21 protein-coding genes are annotated in these 16,938 nt (G+C 57.6%); 7 read left to right on the top strand and 14 right to left on the bottom strand.

Annotated features, from left to right (window positions below; all coding sequences use genetic code 11):
• Window positions 1–104: 104 nt before the first annotated feature.
• The 3 genes from FBZ99_RS08805 (at window position 105) to FBZ99_RS08795 (ending at window position 2,016) form a co-directional block, all read left to right on the top strand.
• Window positions 105–1,073, top strand: coding sequence for a polysaccharide lyase (locus FBZ99_RS08805; protein ID WP_113351925.1), 969 nt, complete (start codon window positions 105–107; stop codon window positions 1,071–1,073).
• A 131-nt stretch (window positions 1,074–1,204) separates the two neighbouring features.
• A complete protein-coding gene (locus tag FBZ99_RS08800; RefSeq protein WP_069612587.1) occupies window positions 1,205–1,501 on the top strand; it encodes a hypothetical protein in 297 nt (98 codons plus the stop codon).
• 308 nt (window positions 1,502–1,809) lie between these two features.
• Entirely contained in the window at window positions 1,810–2,016 is a 207-nt protein-coding gene (locus tag FBZ99_RS08795) for a hypothetical protein (protein WP_145632577.1), read from the top strand.
• Window positions 2,017–2,108: 92 nt separating this feature from the next.
• Here FBZ99_RS08795 and FBZ99_RS33870 read toward each other — a convergent pair whose 3' ends face one another.
• From FBZ99_RS33870 to FBZ99_RS08775, 4 genes are read right to left on the bottom strand one after another with little or no spacing between them, the layout of a single operon-like run.
• Entirely contained in the window at window positions 2,109–2,324 is a 216-nt protein-coding gene (locus FBZ99_RS33870; protein WP_371865485.1) for a hypothetical protein, read from the bottom strand.
• Entirely contained in the window at window positions 2,321–3,433 is a 1,113-nt protein-coding gene (locus FBZ99_RS08785; protein WP_371865484.1) for a DUF1073 domain-containing protein, read from the bottom strand. Before FBZ99_RS08785 ends, FBZ99_RS33870 begins: the two co-directional genes overlap by 4 nt.
• Before the next feature lie 47 nt (window positions 3,434–3,480).
• A complete protein-coding gene (gene terL / locus FBZ99_RS08780) occupies window positions 3,481–4,965 on the bottom strand; it encodes a phage terminase large subunit (protein ID WP_186450298.1) in 1,485 nt (494 codons plus the stop codon).
• Entirely contained in the window at window positions 4,922–5,269 is a 348-nt protein-coding gene (locus FBZ99_RS08775) for a hypothetical protein (RefSeq protein WP_145632572.1), read from the bottom strand. The genes terL and FBZ99_RS08775 overlap by 44 nt, the downstream gene beginning before the upstream one ends.
• Window positions 5,270–5,623: 354 nt before the next feature.
• Between FBZ99_RS08775 and FBZ99_RS08770 the strand changes: the two genes are divergently transcribed.
• On the top strand, window positions 5,624–6,262 hold the full coding sequence (locus FBZ99_RS08770) for a class I SAM-dependent methyltransferase (protein WP_145632570.1): 639 nt from the start codon (window positions 5,624–5,626) through the stop codon (window positions 6,260–6,262).
• 70 nt (window positions 6,263–6,332) lie between these two features.
• Here the strand turns inward: FBZ99_RS08770 and FBZ99_RS08765 are convergent, their stop codons facing one another.
• The 4 genes from FBZ99_RS08765 to FBZ99_RS08750 form a co-directional block, all read right to left on the bottom strand.
• Entirely contained in the window at window positions 6,333–6,998 is a 666-nt protein-coding gene (locus tag FBZ99_RS08765; RefSeq protein WP_145632567.1) for a DUF6362 family protein, read from the bottom strand.
• A complete protein-coding gene (locus FBZ99_RS08760) occupies window positions 6,973–7,389 on the bottom strand; it encodes a hypothetical protein (protein ID WP_069612591.1) in 417 nt (138 codons plus the stop codon). Before FBZ99_RS08760 ends, FBZ99_RS08765 begins: the two co-directional genes overlap by 26 nt.
• A gap of 55 nt (window positions 7,390–7,444) precedes the next feature.
• Window positions 7,445–7,729, bottom strand: a complete 285-nt coding sequence (locus FBZ99_RS08755) for a hypothetical protein (protein ID WP_113351921.1) — start codon at window positions 7,727–7,729, stop codon at window positions 7,445–7,447.
• A 75-nt stretch (window positions 7,730–7,804) separates the two neighbouring features.
• Complete coding sequence (locus FBZ99_RS08750) at window positions 7,805–8,029, bottom strand: hypothetical protein (RefSeq protein ID WP_145632564.1); 225 nt, start codon at window positions 8,027–8,029, stop codon at window positions 7,805–7,807.
• Window positions 8,030–8,390: 361 nt separating this feature from the next.
• Between FBZ99_RS08750 and FBZ99_RS08740 the strand changes: the two genes are divergently transcribed.
• The 3 genes from FBZ99_RS08740 to FBZ99_RS08730 all read left to right on the top strand — a co-directional run bounded on the left by FBZ99_RS08740 (window position 8,391) and on the right by FBZ99_RS08730 (window position 10,332).
• Window positions 8,391–9,179 carry an XRE family transcriptional regulator gene (locus tag FBZ99_RS08740; protein WP_145632560.1) on the top strand — a complete coding sequence of 263 codons (789 nt, stop codon included), beginning with the start codon at window positions 8,391–8,393 and terminating at the stop codon, window positions 9,177–9,179.
• A gap of 422 nt (window positions 9,180–9,601) precedes the next feature.
• On the top strand, window positions 9,602–9,889 hold the full coding sequence (locus FBZ99_RS08735; RefSeq protein ID WP_246661087.1) for a hypothetical protein: 288 nt from the start codon (window positions 9,602–9,604) through the stop codon (window positions 9,887–9,889).
• A gap of 47 nt (window positions 9,890–9,936) precedes the next feature.
• Complete coding sequence (locus FBZ99_RS08730) at window positions 9,937–10,332, top strand: nuclear transport factor 2 family protein (RefSeq protein WP_162748793.1); 396 nt, start codon at window positions 9,937–9,939, stop codon at window positions 10,330–10,332.
• Window positions 10,333–10,400: 68 nt separating this feature from the next.
• Here FBZ99_RS08730 and FBZ99_RS08725 read toward each other — a convergent pair whose 3' ends face one another.
• From FBZ99_RS08725 to FBZ99_RS08700, 6 genes are all read right to left on the bottom strand, one after another.
• Window positions 10,401–11,051, bottom strand: coding sequence for a response regulator transcription factor (locus FBZ99_RS08725; RefSeq protein ID WP_145632557.1), 651 nt, complete (start codon window positions 11,049–11,051; stop codon window positions 10,401–10,403).
• Window positions 11,052–11,054: 3 nt separating this feature from the next.
• Window positions 11,055–12,119: a sensor histidine kinase gene (locus FBZ99_RS08720; protein ID WP_145632551.1), complete on the bottom strand. Its 1,065-nt coding sequence runs from the start codon at window positions 12,117–12,119 to the stop codon at window positions 11,055–11,057.
• Window positions 12,120–12,327: 208 nt separating this feature from the next.
• Window positions 12,328–12,693 (bottom strand): hypothetical protein, encoded by a 366-nt coding sequence (locus FBZ99_RS08715; RefSeq protein ID WP_145632548.1) that lies wholly within the window; start codon window positions 12,691–12,693, stop codon window positions 12,328–12,330.
• Between the two features lie 175 nt (window positions 12,694–12,868).
• Window positions 12,869–14,200, bottom strand: coding sequence for an ABC transporter ATP-binding protein (locus FBZ99_RS08710; protein ID WP_145316621.1), 1,332 nt, complete (start codon window positions 14,198–14,200; stop codon window positions 12,869–12,871).
• A 21-nt stretch (window positions 14,201–14,221) separates the two neighbouring features.
• Window positions 14,222–15,982: an ABC transporter permease gene (locus tag FBZ99_RS08705; RefSeq protein WP_145632545.1), complete on the bottom strand. Its 1,761-nt coding sequence runs from the start codon at window positions 15,980–15,982 to the stop codon at window positions 14,222–14,224.
• Between the two features lies 1 nt (window position 15,983).
• Window positions 15,984–16,310 carry a hypothetical protein gene (locus tag FBZ99_RS08700; protein ID WP_145316617.1) on the bottom strand — a complete coding sequence of 109 codons (327 nt, stop codon included), beginning with the start codon at window positions 16,308–16,310 and terminating at the stop codon, window positions 15,984–15,986.
• Window positions 16,311–16,938 lie beyond the last annotated feature (628 nt).

Genomic DNA, 16,938 nt, shown 5'->3' with positions numbered 1-16,938 from the left:
CATCAACCCGGCCTTTTAAAGTAACACGGCTCTCGCTTGCCTGTGGGAAGCGAACAGGTCATTGATAAAGCTTTACGAATGTCTCGCCACAGGAATAGCCCAGCATGAATGCAAAGTACGCACTGCCCGCCATACTGGCCTGCACCTGCGCCGCAACACCGGTTCTGGCCGATAGCCCCTCACAAATGGTGCTGCGTGATGGTTTCGACGGCACAGATTTCGCCCCCTCTGGCCATCTTTATTATCGCGACAACTTCGAGCAAAGGGCCGGAACGATCGAATTTCAATCGGAAGTCAAGCATTCTGGAACCGGCGCATTGAAATTGAGCGTCAGACCATTCTGCCCGCCGGGTAAGGCGAACTGCAGCGAGAGAGCCGAAATATGGGAGCGCACAAAGTATCGCGTTCCATACGACCAGGGGGTTTGGTACGGTTTTGCCGTAAAATTCGCCGATCCCGTACCCTCAGGCGACCATCGCTACCTTATCGCGCAATGGAAGCGAGAAATCGGGCCGAACGCCAAAGGGGATTTCAGCCCCTTCCTCGCACTGCGGCTCAATAATGGCAAACTCTTCGCAACCGTTGAAACCAACTACGTTGCTCCCATCAAGAAACACAAGCCCGAAAGCAACGGCAAAGCCTGCAGCGATGACGAAGCGCCGGTCTGGTTCCGTCCCGACACCAATCAAATGCGCGCATTGGTGGCCACCGACGACAACTGGGGCGTATCCGACGGACAAGAATTTACAGGCTGCACAGATGCCATAAAAGTAATAAATCGTGGAAACAAGCTACCAGCGCCGACATCAGGCTGGATCGATTTTGCCATTTACAGCAAACCCGGCCCCGATGGTTCTGGCCATATTGAGATATTCGCTAACAACAAATGGATCGTTACAGTTACAGGTCACATAGGACATGCCGATCACGGATTAGGAAAGAATCAATACTTCAAATTCGGCCCTTATCGCGCCGCCGATACAACAGTATGGACGCTTTACTATGATGATTTTCGCCGCTCACCCCACTGCGCCGATGTATTATCGGATCCCAGCCTTTGCCCTATCAAGTGACAAGGTTGCCAAGGATGCGTGCCTCTAGATCAATTGAGCGACCCACATCCCGAGCGTGCGCTTTTTTTGAGAAATGGCCGAACTTTTTCCTTTCTCGATAGTTATCTTCCTTCGTGAAGGAGGTGACCGAAATGCTTACTACCCATCGCGATTGCAAACAGCATGTGAAGAGGAATGCAATACCCTCACTAGGTGAAATTGAAGGGCGAGTTGCGGTCCTGGAAATTGTCGCCCAGTCTGCGCTGACACATGTGTTCGACGAAGGTGAAGTCGATATCGATGCGGCCTTGCTGGCCCAGATCCGCAGAGCGATGCATCGCAAATGCAAGGACTTGAAACTTGACGGCGACGATACGGCATCGGCACTTTTATACGCCGAGGAATTGATTGAGGCCGCGGTTAAGGCGTCGCACCCAATCCATCAATGATGCCTTCTCGGCCAAGGCTGGTTTTGTCCCTCTTAGTGGCGCTGGCGATTACGCTCGGCGTCCTCTTGTTTGTTGCACCCACGATACAGCGGTGAAGATTGTCCCTCCCGTTGCGCCGCTCGGCGGACATCAAAATCGGCAATAATGTGCCCGAGAATAGACCTGTGTCACGTTAAGACACACGCAGCCTGTCCCATATCAGGCTGCCGTTAACGTCGCGCGATGAACTCGGTTGCAAATTTCCAAAACCCAAGCAGTGTTCGCTTCACTCACCCGATGCCAAGCTCCAGCAATGAATGGTGTAGCGAATGTCTATGATGGTCAATGCGCCGCTTTACCCCGATGACATCGATGTTCTCGCAGGCGCACTTTTTGCATGGTGTGCCGAACGCAGTATTAAATTACAAAGTCAGGAAGGTCTGTCGGCAGCCAATCTGGCCATAGAACTCTATAATGCCGGCTATCAAACACAAGATCAGTTGCTTGGCGCATTGCATGACTACGATTTTCATTGATGCCTCGCCCGGACATCCAGCTTTGCATCTAAAACCCGAGCACAATTTCTCCAGGGAACGTATCGAAAAATGCGGCGGTAGTGACCACTGTTTTATGCCGCATTCTCTTTGAAGGCATTAGCGATACAGTCTCGCTCTTCGAGAATTCCGGACCATTCATCCTGATAATATGTAGAGTCGTAGATCAGCGTGAAAGGACCTTGATAGCCCGCCGCGTTGGAAAGCCTAATGCAGCGGACATAATCCTCTGCATCAAGACCCGTTGCTGAATAACGCCCCTTTGCATGACAAAGTTCGGCCCGGCTCATGATCTTTGCGAGATCCTCGTATTTGCCGTCCCGCTCCCAGTTGCCGAAATCACCGTTGAGGCCGACTTTGCCGTGCAAAGCATCGAGAATCCGATTGACCTCCGTCGGTCCGGGTAACAGGTTGAACCAGTTTTCTTCATGTCGGCCATGCCCGTAGCATTCATGCCGGCAGGCGATTGGCCGAGCAATCGGGTGACCGGAATATCGGCCGCGCCGGCAACGATCTGCAGGAAGGCCATCAGAATATCCGTAAGACCAGAGAGCGGTGCGCTCTTGCTGTCGTATTCCTCCTCGGCGTCGAGAATCAGGGTGCCGTTGACCCCCTTGATGGTGTTGGCGAGCGCGTAGCGACGCAGCACCGCATCCTCATAGGCCTGATTGCCGATATTCGCCGAGAACTGCGGAACCTTGATGATGTCGATCTTCGCCTCGAAGACGAGGCTCGCAATGTTGGCCGCCGTACTGTCGGCATTCTTGATCACGTCGAAGGTCGCGGCCAGCACGCTTTCGCCCCAAGCATGATTACCCATGCCACCAAAATCCTCATTGGTCGCCATCACCCCCTTGAAGATGACGAGCCGAGACGGATGGATGGTCACCTGAATGCCGTTAGCACCGGTCAGCGTGTAGAATTTCGGCGTGCCATACCATTCCGAGGTCGGATCGCTCTCGATGTCCCCGGCAGCCACCTGACGGCGCGTCAGCACCGTCAGGTGTTTAAGGCCGCCCTTCCCGATTCGCTCCGCCTCAAGCGGCAACGCAGGATCGGCATCTTCCGCGCCAATGAACAGGGCAGCGCCACCGAAAAGCCGTGCTTTCGTCGCTGCTTCCAGCACTTTGCCGCGTAGATTGAGACGGCGTTCCTCCGCATCGAGCAAGCCGATCTGATCGCTCGCCGCCTGCCAGTTTCGCCATTTCCGGCAGCTATCCAGCGCCGGAATGTCGACGATCTTGCGCGGCAGCCAGGAGCCGCGATAGGCAGCAATGATCTGCTCGTCCGTCAGGATCGGCTGCGTATAGAAAACAGATGCCGCCTTGTCGCGTTCGGTGCCCATGCGGGATGCAAGGCTCACCAATCCGTCGCGAACCATCGAGAATACCTGCCCCATGGATTGTCCTTTGATATGATGGATGAAGAGGCACGCACGAGGCGAGCCTAGAAGTTGCTGAAGCTGAAGGACGAACTCAGCGCGAGTTCGTTCAAAGCGTCGGCGAAGGCATCGACCTGATCGTCAAACTGCCCATTCGGAAAGGCGCAGACCTCATCCAGAAATGCTTCGTTCCAGTCCCCGCGCAAAAGCTTGACATTTCCTGCTTCAGCCTGCGCCGAGGCCGGCTTGGCGCGCGTCGCCTTGTCACCGGTTGGCGACATGGTTTTTACAGGAAAGCCGGCGAGCAGCTTGATCTTGGTTTCCGCATCGGCCTTGCCGGCCGCACCGGGATCTTGCGGCATGCGGATCGTCACCGTCGGCCCGTCCTGCGATGCAGTATTCTTGAGATTGCGCTCCACCTCGGCGGGTGACCAGCGTCCGCGCGCGATGGTTTCGACATAGAAAACACCGCCGATCAAAGCCATGCGCAGACCGACTGTCCAGTCCGGCTTGCGACCGGGACGCGCTTTCGAAGCCGCGAAATCCCAGGCGCGGCAACGCTTTGCGCCTGCAGGCAGCGCTTCGACGATCTCGAAATCGTTGCGCTGAAATAAACCGCCCGAGCGAGGCGCAGGCCGCTGCTGAAACTGGCCTGCCACCGCATAGGAGCCAAGCGGGACCTTGTCCCGCTCGACCACCGAACGAGGAAAGCGCTGCGGAAAAAGCAGTTCGCCCTCCTCAGTCCTGGGATCGACAAATCCGATCGAGGTCCGGCATCGGCGCTCCGGCTCGAATTCCATCGGCAGCATGAGATGTTCGTAACCGAGCCCGAGCGCTAGGATAGTGCCGGAGACATCCGCCTCATGCAGCCGCTGCATCACAACGACGATCGCCGAGCGTTGAGGATCGTTGAGCCGCGTCGGCACGGATTCGCGAAATGTGCGAACCGTGGACAAACGTTCTGCTTCGGATTCCGCACCATCGACCGAATGTGGATCGTCGATGATGACACGATCGCCGCGACCACCGGTCAACCTCGAAAACGGCACCCCCTGGCGCGAACCAGTACGGGTGTTGGCGAAAGCCATCTCGCCCGTTCTCGTCAGCTTGACGACATCACCCCAAAGCGCCTGATACCATTCGGAGGCAACGAGGTCGCGCATACGCCTGTTGTCGCGCTTGGCGTAATGTTCCGAATAGGAGGCGCCGAGATAGCGCAGCTGCGGCTTGCCTTTCGGCCCCCATTCCCAAGCCGGCCAGAACACGCCGCAAAGAAGCGACTTCATCGTACCTGGCGGCACGTTGATCAGCAGCCGGGTAATCTCGCCCGAAGTTACTGCTTCGAGATGTTGGCAGATGGCATCGATATGCCAGCCATGAACATAGTCAACCGAGGGCTCGACGACGTGCCAGGCCTCCCGAACGAACCCCGTCAGCGATTGGCAGTTGGCTCGAATTCGTTCAGCATCCAAGGCAAGCCGGGTGGCGACCTCGGCCTGTTCGCGCTCAGTTCTCCGTTTTGCCCTCTCCTCCTGGATCGCCGCCATCATCATCGCCGGATCCGGCAAGCGGACTGAAGAGGGATTCGAGTATCGCAAGCTGCTCATCCGTGGCATTGGTTAGGTCGATGGTGACGCCGCGGCCTCCTTTGGTCCCGGCGCCAGAGCGCTCGCTAGGTTTCTGATGAACATAGGAGGCTGCTATCTTTGCCATTTCATCGCGCCGCTTCTGATCCGCCTCGTCGTCGCGCATTACTTTCAGCATGTAATCAAGCGGCGTGTCGTCGGCGGAAACGGCCTTGCGACGGCGCGCACGCGGTTTGCGCGGCGCGACCGGCTTGTCGGCATTGGTCATGCTTCAGATTTCCGATGGGATTTTGAAAGAAAACAAGCGGTTCAAAACAACGCTTGCGGTCGACAGTGCGTCGCTGCAACTGTTCTCATCATGCCAAAATAGATACCGCATTTCGGCGCAGTTGGCGACACCCTTGAAGGCCGATCGCCGCGCAAGGAATGAGGACTTTGACGGAGGCAGAAAATAACCTATTGAAATTTCAGGGGAATATTAGACTTTGCGGTCCGACAAATTGAACGATATACCCGTCAACGCTTACCCATTGGCATCGAAATATCCGAGACATGTGCAATCAAATTCAGTCAAGGGAAGCTCTTGAGCAGATCTCCACCAGATGACGATCCGGATGGTTCCGTGAACCTGGATTCGGTTCGGCAGTTCATTGCTACTAATCTCCCGGTGCTGCCTGTTCCCGGCATGCCCGAAATTCGCCTGCATAAAGCAGGCCCACAAAGCGGACTGCGGCGCCTCGCCGAGCGCGATCCGCAATTCGGCTCACCTTACTGGGCGCATTATTGGGGAGGAGGTCTGGTTCTGGCTCGTCATCTTCTCGACAGGCCCGAAAGCGTGGCTGGTCACCGCGTATTAGATCTCGGTGCCGGCTCGGGAATTGTCGGGATTGCCGCTGCAAAGGCAGGCGCAGCAAAAGTCTATGCCGCCGATGTCGATCCCTATGCAATTGCAGCTATCGAGCTCAATGCCGCACTCAATGACGTGATGATCGATACGGTACTCGCCGACTTGACGCAAAGCGAGCCGCCTGACGTCGACATCATATGCGTCGGAGATCTTTTCTATGAAGCAGCGCTTGCGGGAAACGTCATCGCATTTCTGGATCGCTGCCTGGCTCGGGAAATTATGGTTCTGATCGGTGATCCATGGCGAGCTCATTTGCCGACATCGCGTCTTCGGCTCCTGGCAGAATACACGGTCCCAGATTTCGGCGAGGTGACCACAAAGACCCGTCCAGCCGGCGTCTTTGTCTTCAGCTAAGCAGAGTCACCGATCGGAGACATTAGCGCATCACAATGATTGCGGGTTCGGACCGCATCATTGCGACGGCTCAGGCTTTCATCTTGGCACGCCTGCGGTTTTCCCGCTCCAATCGCTTGGCCAGTTCGGCAAGTTCGGGACTTGCCGCATCGAAGACAGGCCGCGCATCATCCGGCAACCAGTGCGTCTCATGCCTGGGTGCCGCTGGTTTCACTCGTTCGATACCGCCCGGCGAGTTGGGCATCATCGGTGCAATGCGCGACCAATCAGGCTCTTGCAAGATCGGAGAGATGACAAGGAGCGCACCTGCAAGACTCTGAAATTCGCTTTGAATACGTCGTTCGGCCGTGCGCCGTACGCGCCCTGTCCGCGCACAAAAATCCCGAAATGAACCGGCGATATAGGGGGCGGCAAGGCAAATGGACCATCGCGAAAGCAGGATGCGCCGCTCCTCGTCCCCGACATGAACGCGCAGCCATTCCTGCAAGACCTCTTCTGCCCGGCTGATTGCCGCAGCGCTCGGACGATAGCGAACGCGGATATCGGCCTGATCCATCGGTTCGGGCAAAACCTCCGGCCAGAGCGTCCGCATCCTGTCGGGCCGGATGCCGCGTACGTCGAGATGAACCATCGTATCGGCAGCTTCGACGAAACGTGCACGGATGATCAGGCTCAGATCGGCGATCTCGGCCGCGCGAAGGGACAGGTCATCAAACTGCAAGGCGGACCGGTGCATCAAGTCGTTTCTCCAATTCCTGATAAATCAGCGTTCGCAATGTCGCCCGAACTGGCCACGGCCGCCGCGCCACCGCATCCGTGCGCAATGTGGCAAGCGCGATATCATCAAAGGCGCCCAGAAGATCGCCGGGTCGCTGCAGCGCCCAATCCTGCCGTTGCGCCAGAACATCGGATACGGCGCCGATTGTGTCCGACCAGAGTTCATCGCGATTGCTCCCGGTTTGCCGGATGCATCGTAGAACGAAGACCAGATGGCCATCGCCGTAGCGGCCTCGGATTTCCTGCATCGTACCGCGCGCATGGCTCTCCGCAGGCGCACGGCGCCGATGGACAGGAACCAGCTTGATGCCGAGTCCATCGAGAAGAAGGTCTAGCCTGCCTTTGGTCATGACAGTTCAACTCCTTTCGTCGGTGAATTTGATCCTTTTTTTATCCATGGACCGCTCATGAAGCGCTTCCAGCGACGGCGATAGGGCTGTGCGATTTGGGTTTGAAGAAGGCCTCCGCCTTGGAAATTGCCTCCACCCTCGCCCCATCACGCAGCATAGGCGTGTTGAGATAAGCGACCATCGCCTCGCCGGCTGCAGCCTTGGCGGCATCCTGCGTTTCGAAGACGATCGGTTCGCCCCGACTATCTCGAAGAATCTCATTTGTGGCTCGGTGAACCTTGCGAATCCAGCCGAGGTGGCCACCGGCAACGGCCTCTGTTCCGATTTGAAATTCGTTCATAGCAACCTCCCCCGGCTCGCTTGGCCAGGTCTATCTCTAGGGTTTCCGATTGAGTTTTAACGTTCTGGTGCCCGTCTACCGCCTGCGCAGCTTTGCTGCCTGCGCCGGCTTTCTGGGCTCAAGCGTGGAGTCTTCGACAATGCGGAAGTGAATTTGGTCTCCTTCCGGGGCACCGGAGTCTTCATCCTTGAGGGATGGCATTGGCGAATTCCAAATGGCCGACTTCATCGCAATCACCATAGCGGCGAAAAACAACGCCGCGCCGATGCAAGCGAGAAGGCCCTGAAGCATTTCGATCATGGCAGCACCTCCTGGCCCACTGCCTCGGAAAAAGACTTGGCCTCCGTCATCTCCGCAGGCTGGACAGCTTCATCACAACTCTCACAATGCAGCTCGATGATCTCCGCGATCGACAAAATTCGAAGGCATCCGGGGCACCCCCAGAAACGATCGAAATATCCAGCCCGCGGCGCTGCCCTCCTGCTCCCACTGCCCATGATCATCACTTCACCTCTAAAATATTATCTGCCGCGTGCCGCGTCAGGCTACTCACGTGCCAATTAGCGTTTTGCACCACGGGCATCTTGATAAACACAAATTATGTTGATAATAATGGAGATGTCAACATGATTTATGTCGGAAATTTTGCAAGGGTCGAAAGATGCAGAAATCCATGGGCGAACGACTGAGAGCGGCGCGCGAAGCCGCGAATTATCCTTCAGCGACGAAGGCGGCAGAAGCGCTGGGCGTCAGCCTGTCCACCTATCGCGCGCATGAAAACGGCCAGAACGAATTCAGCGCCGAAGTCGCCAATCGCTATGCCAAGAAATTCGGCACGACCGCGGCCTACCTGCTGACTGGCGAAGGCTCGCGCAAAGCCGCACGCCTGGCACCGAACATCGTCATGTCCTTCGATCCCGACGAGCAGGATCACGATGGATTTGCCGAAAGCAGCGACGAACTCAGCTACAGCCGGGAACACTGGAAGCCACAGATCGAAGGCGCAACACCGGAGGTGGACGTCAAGCTCGGCGCCGGTAGCGGCATCGTCGGCGAAGTCATCAACCTTCCCGTCGGTTCGGGCAATGTTGCCGGGCATAAGATCGTCGCGGAATGGCTTATCCCCACCGGATATCTGCGAAACGAGGCAAAGGCCTCACCGAACCACACAATTATCATGGAAGTTGTCGGCGATTCCATGCAGCCGACCTATATGCCTGGCGATCGCGTGATCGTCGATCTCTCGCAGAACCAGATGACCACCGATACGGTCTACGCGATCAGCGACGGCTATACGGAACCCCAGATCAAGCGCCTCCAGCGAGTTCCCTTTAGCCGGCCAAGCGAAGTCAAGATCATTTCCGACAATCCGGCACTGGAAACTTTCACCGTCGAATTGGACCGCTTGACGATCATCGGCCGCATCTGCGGTCATATCGCACGCAAATAAAATCAATTTAGCTACAGCCATTTTTTGTTTGAGCTACACAATAAACATAAAATATGTTGACATATATCATGTTGAATGGCAACTTCACCGATAAGAGCCATTGGTCCTGAATGGAATGAGCCCGGGCAAGCGTAGGATCTAGCCCGAAGTCAGCGAAACCGGACGTACCAAGCGCTACGATTGAAAAGGCTACAAGGCCATCGAAGGAGAGTGCCATTCATGCCGAAAAGGCCGAATGCTTTCATCATCGCACCGACCAATGCGTTGAGGGGAACCGGTATTGCCGGGATATCGCCGATCGCCAAGACGGGAGAATGACGGTGTACGCTCGGGAATTTTCCTGCGAATATTCGTTTGATGAGCTCAACATCCGCCTATGCGATCGCTGGGAAACCGGATTGCTATTATATGGGTGCGCTGAATTGACGTCGGCAGGTGCCGATTACGAGGATGAGTTCTACGTTTCGGCAATCAGATTGGATGGCGGTGCAAGGCTTGCGCGGCCGAATGCCTTGAACAATGCAGGCGGCTTCGAGTCCGAATTGTTTCGGCGGATAGCTGCCGTCATCGAAGACGACAGAACACAGGCAGGCCGTCACGCCGCCGAACTTTTTGCCATCGAATTGGAGCAATCCCGGCAAACCGACTATGATCAAAACCATAAGATCAGACGGGAAAGAAACCTGCAGATGCTTGCACCAACACATTGAGGCCCATTGCAGCCGAGCATCAACACCCAATGGAGGTTGCCGAGACCATGGACGTCTCCCAACACGAGCTTGAAGAGATCCGCCTACTGGAGCAGAAGCTGCATCTCCCTCAAATCCGGCAATCGCCGGCGATCGTGGCGGAACTATTGGCGGAAGGCTTCGTTGAATTCGGCAGCTCCGGAACGGTCTATGACGATAGAGATGAACTAATCGCCTGTCTGGCCGCAGAAAAATCGGAAGAAGCCGCTCCGCCCATTATTTCCCGCGACTATGTCTTTCGATCGATCTCACCGGATGCCGTCCTCGTCACTTATCGAAGCATCCGAGAGGCTCGAGAGAATGGCCAGGAGCGGCATACTTTACGGAGCTCGATCTGGCAGCGCATCGATGGGCGATGGCAGATGATCTTTCACCAGGGAACGCCCACGGTTTCGCAGGATTGAATCCACAACCCGGTGCCACCGCGTTTGCAAGCCATGAAATCCTTGCGACTGGGGTAAATGCGCTGAGTTTAGCGGAGCCCAGGCGCTGTATCGTTGGCTTTACCGTCTGTGAGGCCGAGGTTGTCTGCCATCCGAATGAGATCGGCAACGGAGTCGGCCCGCATCTTGCGCATGACCTGACCGCGATGGACCTTTACGGTGATTTCGCTGAGGCCGATCTCGGCGGCGATCTGCTTGTTCAGGAGGCCTCGCGCAACAAGCGCCATCACCTCACGTTCGCGTCGCGTGAGCGTTGAAAACCGCTCGTGAAGATCAACCTCCGCCGCCTGCTTGCGCAGGCGGGCGCGATCGATTTCGAGCGCTTGCCTGATGGCGTCGAGCAGATCCTGTTCCCGGAACGGCTTTAGAAGAAACTCAACCGCGCCGGCTTTCATCGCCCTGACGGACATCGGCACATCGCCGTGCCCGGTGAGAAAAATGATCGGGATAGCATAACCCCTCCGGGCAAGTTCATCCTGAAAGTCAAGCCCGCTCGCATCCGGCATCCTGACATCCAGGACGATGCAGGCAGGCCCCTCGGACCGCGAAGACGCCAAGAAGTCCCGCGGCGACGCAAAGCCATGCGTATCGTAACCGACAGAGCGCAACAGACTGTCCAGCCCCTCGCGTACGGATGGATCATCGTCGATGACGTAAATGGTAGGCTGCCGTCCCTGCATTTCCTACCCCTTCGCCTTTTCGCGGACCGGCAAAGTGAAACCGAAGACAGCTCCGCGTGGAAAATTCGGCGCGGCATAGATAGCCCCGCCATGCGCCTCGATGATGGACCGGCTGATAGCAAGCCCCATCCCCATGCCTTTCGGCTTCGTCGTGTAGAAGGCTTCGAATATCCTGTCGAGCATTTCGGCCGGCATGCCGCCACCGGTATCGCGTACGCTGATGGTCACCTTCCGTTCATCCGCGGCGGCGCTGACGAGCAACTCGCGCGTTCCCGCATCGACCTCAGCCAGAGCTTCGATCGCATTCATGACGAGATTGAGGATCACCTGTTGAAGCTGGACACGATCGCCAACCATCAACGGCAGATCGCCCGCCAATTCCGAACGGAACAGGATCTGATTCCGACGGATTTCGCTGCGGACGAGTTCCAGCACATCATTGATGGCTTCGACCAGATCGATCGTGTCGCTAGACGGCGACGAGCGCGCCACCAGTCCACGGACACGGCCAATAACATCGCCTGCTCGCCCTGCATCCGCGACAATTCGCTCGATGGCGCGGCGGGCTTCGTCGTGATTGGCGGGTGTTGCCGAAAGCCATCGAAGCGCGGCATTGCCGTTGGCGGCAATTGCAGTGATCGGCTGGCTGACCTCATGGGCTATCGACGTACCCAACTCACCGACGATCATGAGACGCGACATGCGCGCGAGCTCCGATTGTGCCTGCCTCGCCCTGGCATCGAGCATTTCGATCCTGATTGCCAGGTAAGTGGTCGCACCGATCGCGACCAGACTAAGCGTACTGTTGATCAGGCCGGCCTGAGAGGCGCCATGGCTCGTCAAAAAATAGCTGATGACGGTCAGGGCGGCACATGCAATCCCGACCATCGCGATAGCTCCGGGTCGACCGGAATAGACCGCCAGCAAGATTACCGAGACATAAAGAACGGCAAAGGCGATCTCCAGATCCGTGATGGTATCGCCGATGAAAATGAGACCGGCGAGGATCATAATGCCGAGCCAAAGAAAGGGCATTTCGAAGAGGTATTTCAGAAATTCGCGCCTCATCCCTTGCATCCCTGCATCACCATTTCCGCAGCATTGCGTGCGGAAGCTGCAAACTGCCTGACCCGAAGCGCCAAGACAACAGCCGCACTCTTTGACTTTCGTCTCGCATGACATTCCCCGCAGCTGACGAGAGCTTGGGCCCGCACATGTTCGCCCGTTGCAAACAGCGTCAGATACCGGTGCCGCACTCGAGGAGACGGCGGCCTGATCAAGCGCGGCGGTCATTGTTATCGTTTCCGGCATAGCGGCTGACGAGACGCCGGCGCTGGCTGCGCCGAAGAACGACAAGGCTCGCCCTGTTGAGACCCGCTGCCCAGCGGAGAAGCGTGCGCGTCCTGCTGGCAGACAAAAATCCATTGAAGAACAAGCGTGTAGCCATCCGCATAAGCCAATGCGCACCCCAGAGAAGCGCCATCATATATAGGAGACCGATAAAATCCTTCAGCCGTGCTACCCGCCCGCCGAAGCGCTTGAAAATGTGGGATAGGCGGCGCTTTTCCTTGCCCGGCCTATTTGGCTTGTTCCTGTTGAGCGCTTCCAGGAAACGGCCGAGTTCTTCGTTGTCTCTGCGCACGTCAATCCGTCCCGCAGCCAGACAGGCCGCGCGACCTCAGACCGCCAAAGCGGCGATCTGCCGGATCTCATGCGCTAAGCTCTGCCGTGGCGGCCTATCAAATCCAGAAATATAAGGGGACCGGCCACCGCCTCAGCCGGCGGCAACCCTTTCACATTCGCTTCGGCTGAAGGTTTCAACTTGGGTTTTCCAGCGTGAACAGATCGGCATTTTCGTCATAGGCGAAATATTCCGCATAGCGGGCCCAGTTCGTAACAGCCTTGAGGGTGGTGTCGGCATAATCCTCGGACATGTAATCCTCCAGCTCATCGCGGAAGCGCCGGGCAGGCGCGCGGTGGGTCGGCCGCTCGTCGAGCACGCGGCGAATATGTGCAGCCAGCGGCACATAGGTCGCCAGATGCTGTTCGAAGAGTTTCTTGCGTTCGTCGACATCGCTATCGAAGAAGCGCAAGCCCGGCGCCGTCAGCTTGATGTCGCCCCCTTCCAGATCGGCAAAACGCAGCAGTTGAAGCGTTTCCGCGACCGGAAAGAGGTCATCGATGCCGAGATGCAGATGGGTGGCCAGCGGCGGCAGATCGGCCTGCCCTCGATAGGGCTCAGCGGCGACCGTTTCGATCAGACCGGACATAAGGTTGGTCGACACGCGCGGCAGAGCCATGGCAATGCCGGTGCCGGGAAAAAGGCCCTCGCGCGTCGGTGCACCGGTCTTCACCGTCATCCGCGCATAAATGTCTTCGACCAGCATGCGGAAGGCAGGATCGAGACGGTTGCGCGGCTGCGGCAGATCGACATGGATCTCCGCAATCACACGGCCGGGATTCGATCCGAAGATCAGGATGCGGTCGCACATCAGCACCGCTTCTTCGATGTTGTGGGTCACCATCAGAACCGACTCGATCGGCATCCGACCCTCGCACCACAGATCGAGCAGATCCGTGCGAAGCGTTTCCGCCGTCAGCACGTCGAGCGCCGAAAAGGGTTCGTCCATCAGCAGAACCTTTGGCCGGACGACGAGTGCCCGCGCAAGACCGACACGCTGGCGCATGCCGCCCGACAGCTCCTTCGGATAGGCGCTTTCGAAACCGTCGAGGCCGATGAGATCGATGGCAGCGAGCGCTCGCTTGCGCCGCTCGGACGACGCAACACCTTGCGCTTCCAGACCTAGCTCAACGTTTTGCAGCACGGTCAGCCAGGGAAAGAGCGCGAAGCTCTGGAAGACCACGGCAACATCGGAGTTGGGGCCGACGACCGGCCGGCCTTCGAAGGTAATGTCCCCTCTGCTCGGGCGGATCAGGCCGGCAATCGCACGCAGCAGCGTGGACTTGCCGGAGCCGGAACGGCCGAGCAATCCAACGATTTCATTGGGATAGAGCTGAAGATCGACATTTTCGAGTACGACGAGCGAGCCGGACGCTCCCTTGTCGTAGGCCTGGCACACCTGCTTGGCGAGAACCAACGGCGCATTCTTTACAATATCGATCTTCCTGGAGATGACAGCGTTTTCCATATTCGGTTCTCCGATCTTGAATTAATCGAGGCGCATGCGGCGTTCGGCGAAAACGTAGAGCGGCCGCCAGAGCGTTCTGTTGAAGAGTGTCACAAAGATCGACATGACAACGATGCCGAGGATGACCCGCGGAAAATCGCCTGCTTCTGTCGCCTTCGCGATGTATGATCCAAGTCCGAAGGCTTCGAGTTTCGTGTTGCCCCAGCTTGCTAGTTCAGCGACGATGCTGGCGTTCCATGAACCGCCGGACGCCGTCAGCGCTCCCGTGACGTAGTAAGGGAATATTCCCGGCAGCATCACGCGCCGCCACCATGTCCATGAGCGCAGCCGATAGACCGAGGATGCCTCCCGCAGATCGGTAGGAAATGCACTCGCGCCGGCGATCACGTTGAACAGGATGTACCATTGTGTGCCGAGGACCATCAGCGGCGACAGCCAGACGTTCGGGCTAGCACGCGTCGCAACGATCGCAACGACCGCCACAGGAAAGAGCACGTTTGCCGGAAACGCCGCCAGGAACTGTGCCAGAGGCTGAACCCGCTCAGCAACCGCGGGCCGCAGGCCGATCCAGACTCCGATCGGAACCCAGATGACACTGGCGACCGCAATAAGAACGACAACGCGAACGAGCGTTACAAACCCGCCGGCAAAAACAATCCAGACATCGCCCCAGGAGAGCGTCTGGCTGAGATAGGAAACCGCATCCCAGATACTCCAGGCACCGACGACGGCGATCAGCGCATACCAGGCGATATCGATGGCCCAGCCGACGGCTTGCTGCCCGCCTCGCTCTTTTGCAACCGTACGCGACGTCGGCAGCAGCCGCACGAGCATCAGCCTACCCCATGCAGCGGCCAAAGGTGTGATCACGTACTTCAGGAGACGCGTGCGGCGGATCAGCGAATAGACCCAGGAGCGCGGCTTCTGCTGCCCGGCTGTCTGCTCGAAGCGAAACTTGTCTGCCCAGGCGACGATCGGGCGGAAAAGCAGCTGATCGTAAAGAAGGATGACGACCGCCATGGCAAGTACAGCCCAGCTTACGGCGGCGAAATCCTGCTTGTCGATGGCAACCGCCAGCCATGAGCCGAGCCCGGGAAGCTGCACGGTAGTATCGCCGACCGTGATCGCTTCGGAAGCAACCACGAAGAACCAGCCGCCGGACATCGACATCATCGTGTTCCAGACGAGGCCAGGCGCAGCAAAGGGAGCCTCCAGCCGCCAGAAGCGCTGCCAGCTCGACAGGCCGAAACCGCGGCTGACCTCATCGAGATCGCGCGGAACCGTCCGCAGCGACTGATAAAAGGAGAAGGCCATGTTCCACGCCTGGCTGGTAAAGATCGCAAAGATCGAAGCACATTCCGCACCAAGCTGGCTTCCGGGGAAAAGTCCCATGAAGAAGGTGACGGTGAAGGTCAGAAAGCCGAGCACTGGGACGGATTGCAGAATGTCGAGAGCCGGAATGATGATCTTCTCGGCGCGGCGGCTCTTTGCGGCTAGCGTTGCGACGACGAAGGTGAAGATGAGGGAGGCAACGATTGCCGCCATCATCCGCAAGGTCGTCCGCAACGCATATTCAGGCAGATAGGCCGGGTCGAGCGACAGCGGTGCCGTGGACAGGCTCGCCAACGGTGCGCGCATCTCGGCTACACCGTGAAGTGTGAGATAGGCGGCAGCGGCAATGAAGGCGAATGCGGCGAGATCATAGCCATTCGGCAGAATACGCGAACCGGCCAACGCAGCAACGGCGCTACGCTCGCGTCGGTCGTTTGCAAGAAAAACCATGTCATAACCCTTTGAAACAGGATGTCATCGGCCAGGGCGCGGTCGGTATGGCGCCGCATTCGCGACGCCACCGGTGCGCTTGTTTAAGAAAGGAGACGTAGGCCGCGTGACGGCTGCCATCCTCGTCGAGGACCGGCTCGCCTTCTGTCGTCCAGAAGCACTCGAGCTTTCCCGTAAGGGAATTGATGTGCCAGATGGCAATCAGGCGCGGACGCTGCGGCGGCACGGAGCGCTCAGCCGGACGGCTGCCGGCCGACATCGCGAAAGTGTTCGGGGCGGAAAACTTGGCTGCGAACCTGCGTTCGCGGAAAAGAACGATGTTGTTCATGGCTCACCTCTTCGGCCCACCTGACGGCAGATCCGAAGGGCGAGCCGGACAGGCTAGGCCCGACCGACGCTCGCCCGGCGAATGCCGGCAGCGGTCCAGGTTGTTGCGATGACCGTCCGGGTGCAGCATGACGCCGCAACCGGACAGCGACTAGGGTAGCTGTCCATTGGTTTCTTGATCTGTTGGTTTCGTTAGCCTTCGCATTGCGTTGCGAAGACATGGCCGTATTGTCACAGCCACCGAGAGCGGTCAATCAGGCGATGGTGCACCGCCATTATACCAAAGTATATGGCGCACGATCTCGATGACGGACAGCACGGCGGCAACAATGCAAGCCTGTATTCAACGGTCCTGCCGCGAGCGAGCACGTGAAAATCCGCAAATCTCCGAGCCTTGCAGCAGCGATCCATTCTCCGATCGCCCAGCCCTCACCGAGGAAGATATCGCTCAACCGAGCTGAAGCGTCTCTCCGCGGGCCCGATGTGAAACGGCCTTACGGCGCTCCACGGAAATGGAGCCGAAAACCAAGCTTTTGTGCAACAATAACTTTCAAAATAGAGGCAATAGAATAGTTAATTTGCAAATATTCATGCCTTGCATCAGAAATATATAAGCGACTCCACTGTCG

The sequence above is a fragment of the Rhizobium sp. ERR 1071 genome, assembly GCF_007828675.1.
GTDB classification, from domain to species: Bacteria; Pseudomonadota; Alphaproteobacteria; order Rhizobiales; family Rhizobiaceae; genus Rhizobium; species Rhizobium dioscoreae.
This window is presented reverse-complemented; position numbering and strand designations above follow the sequence as displayed.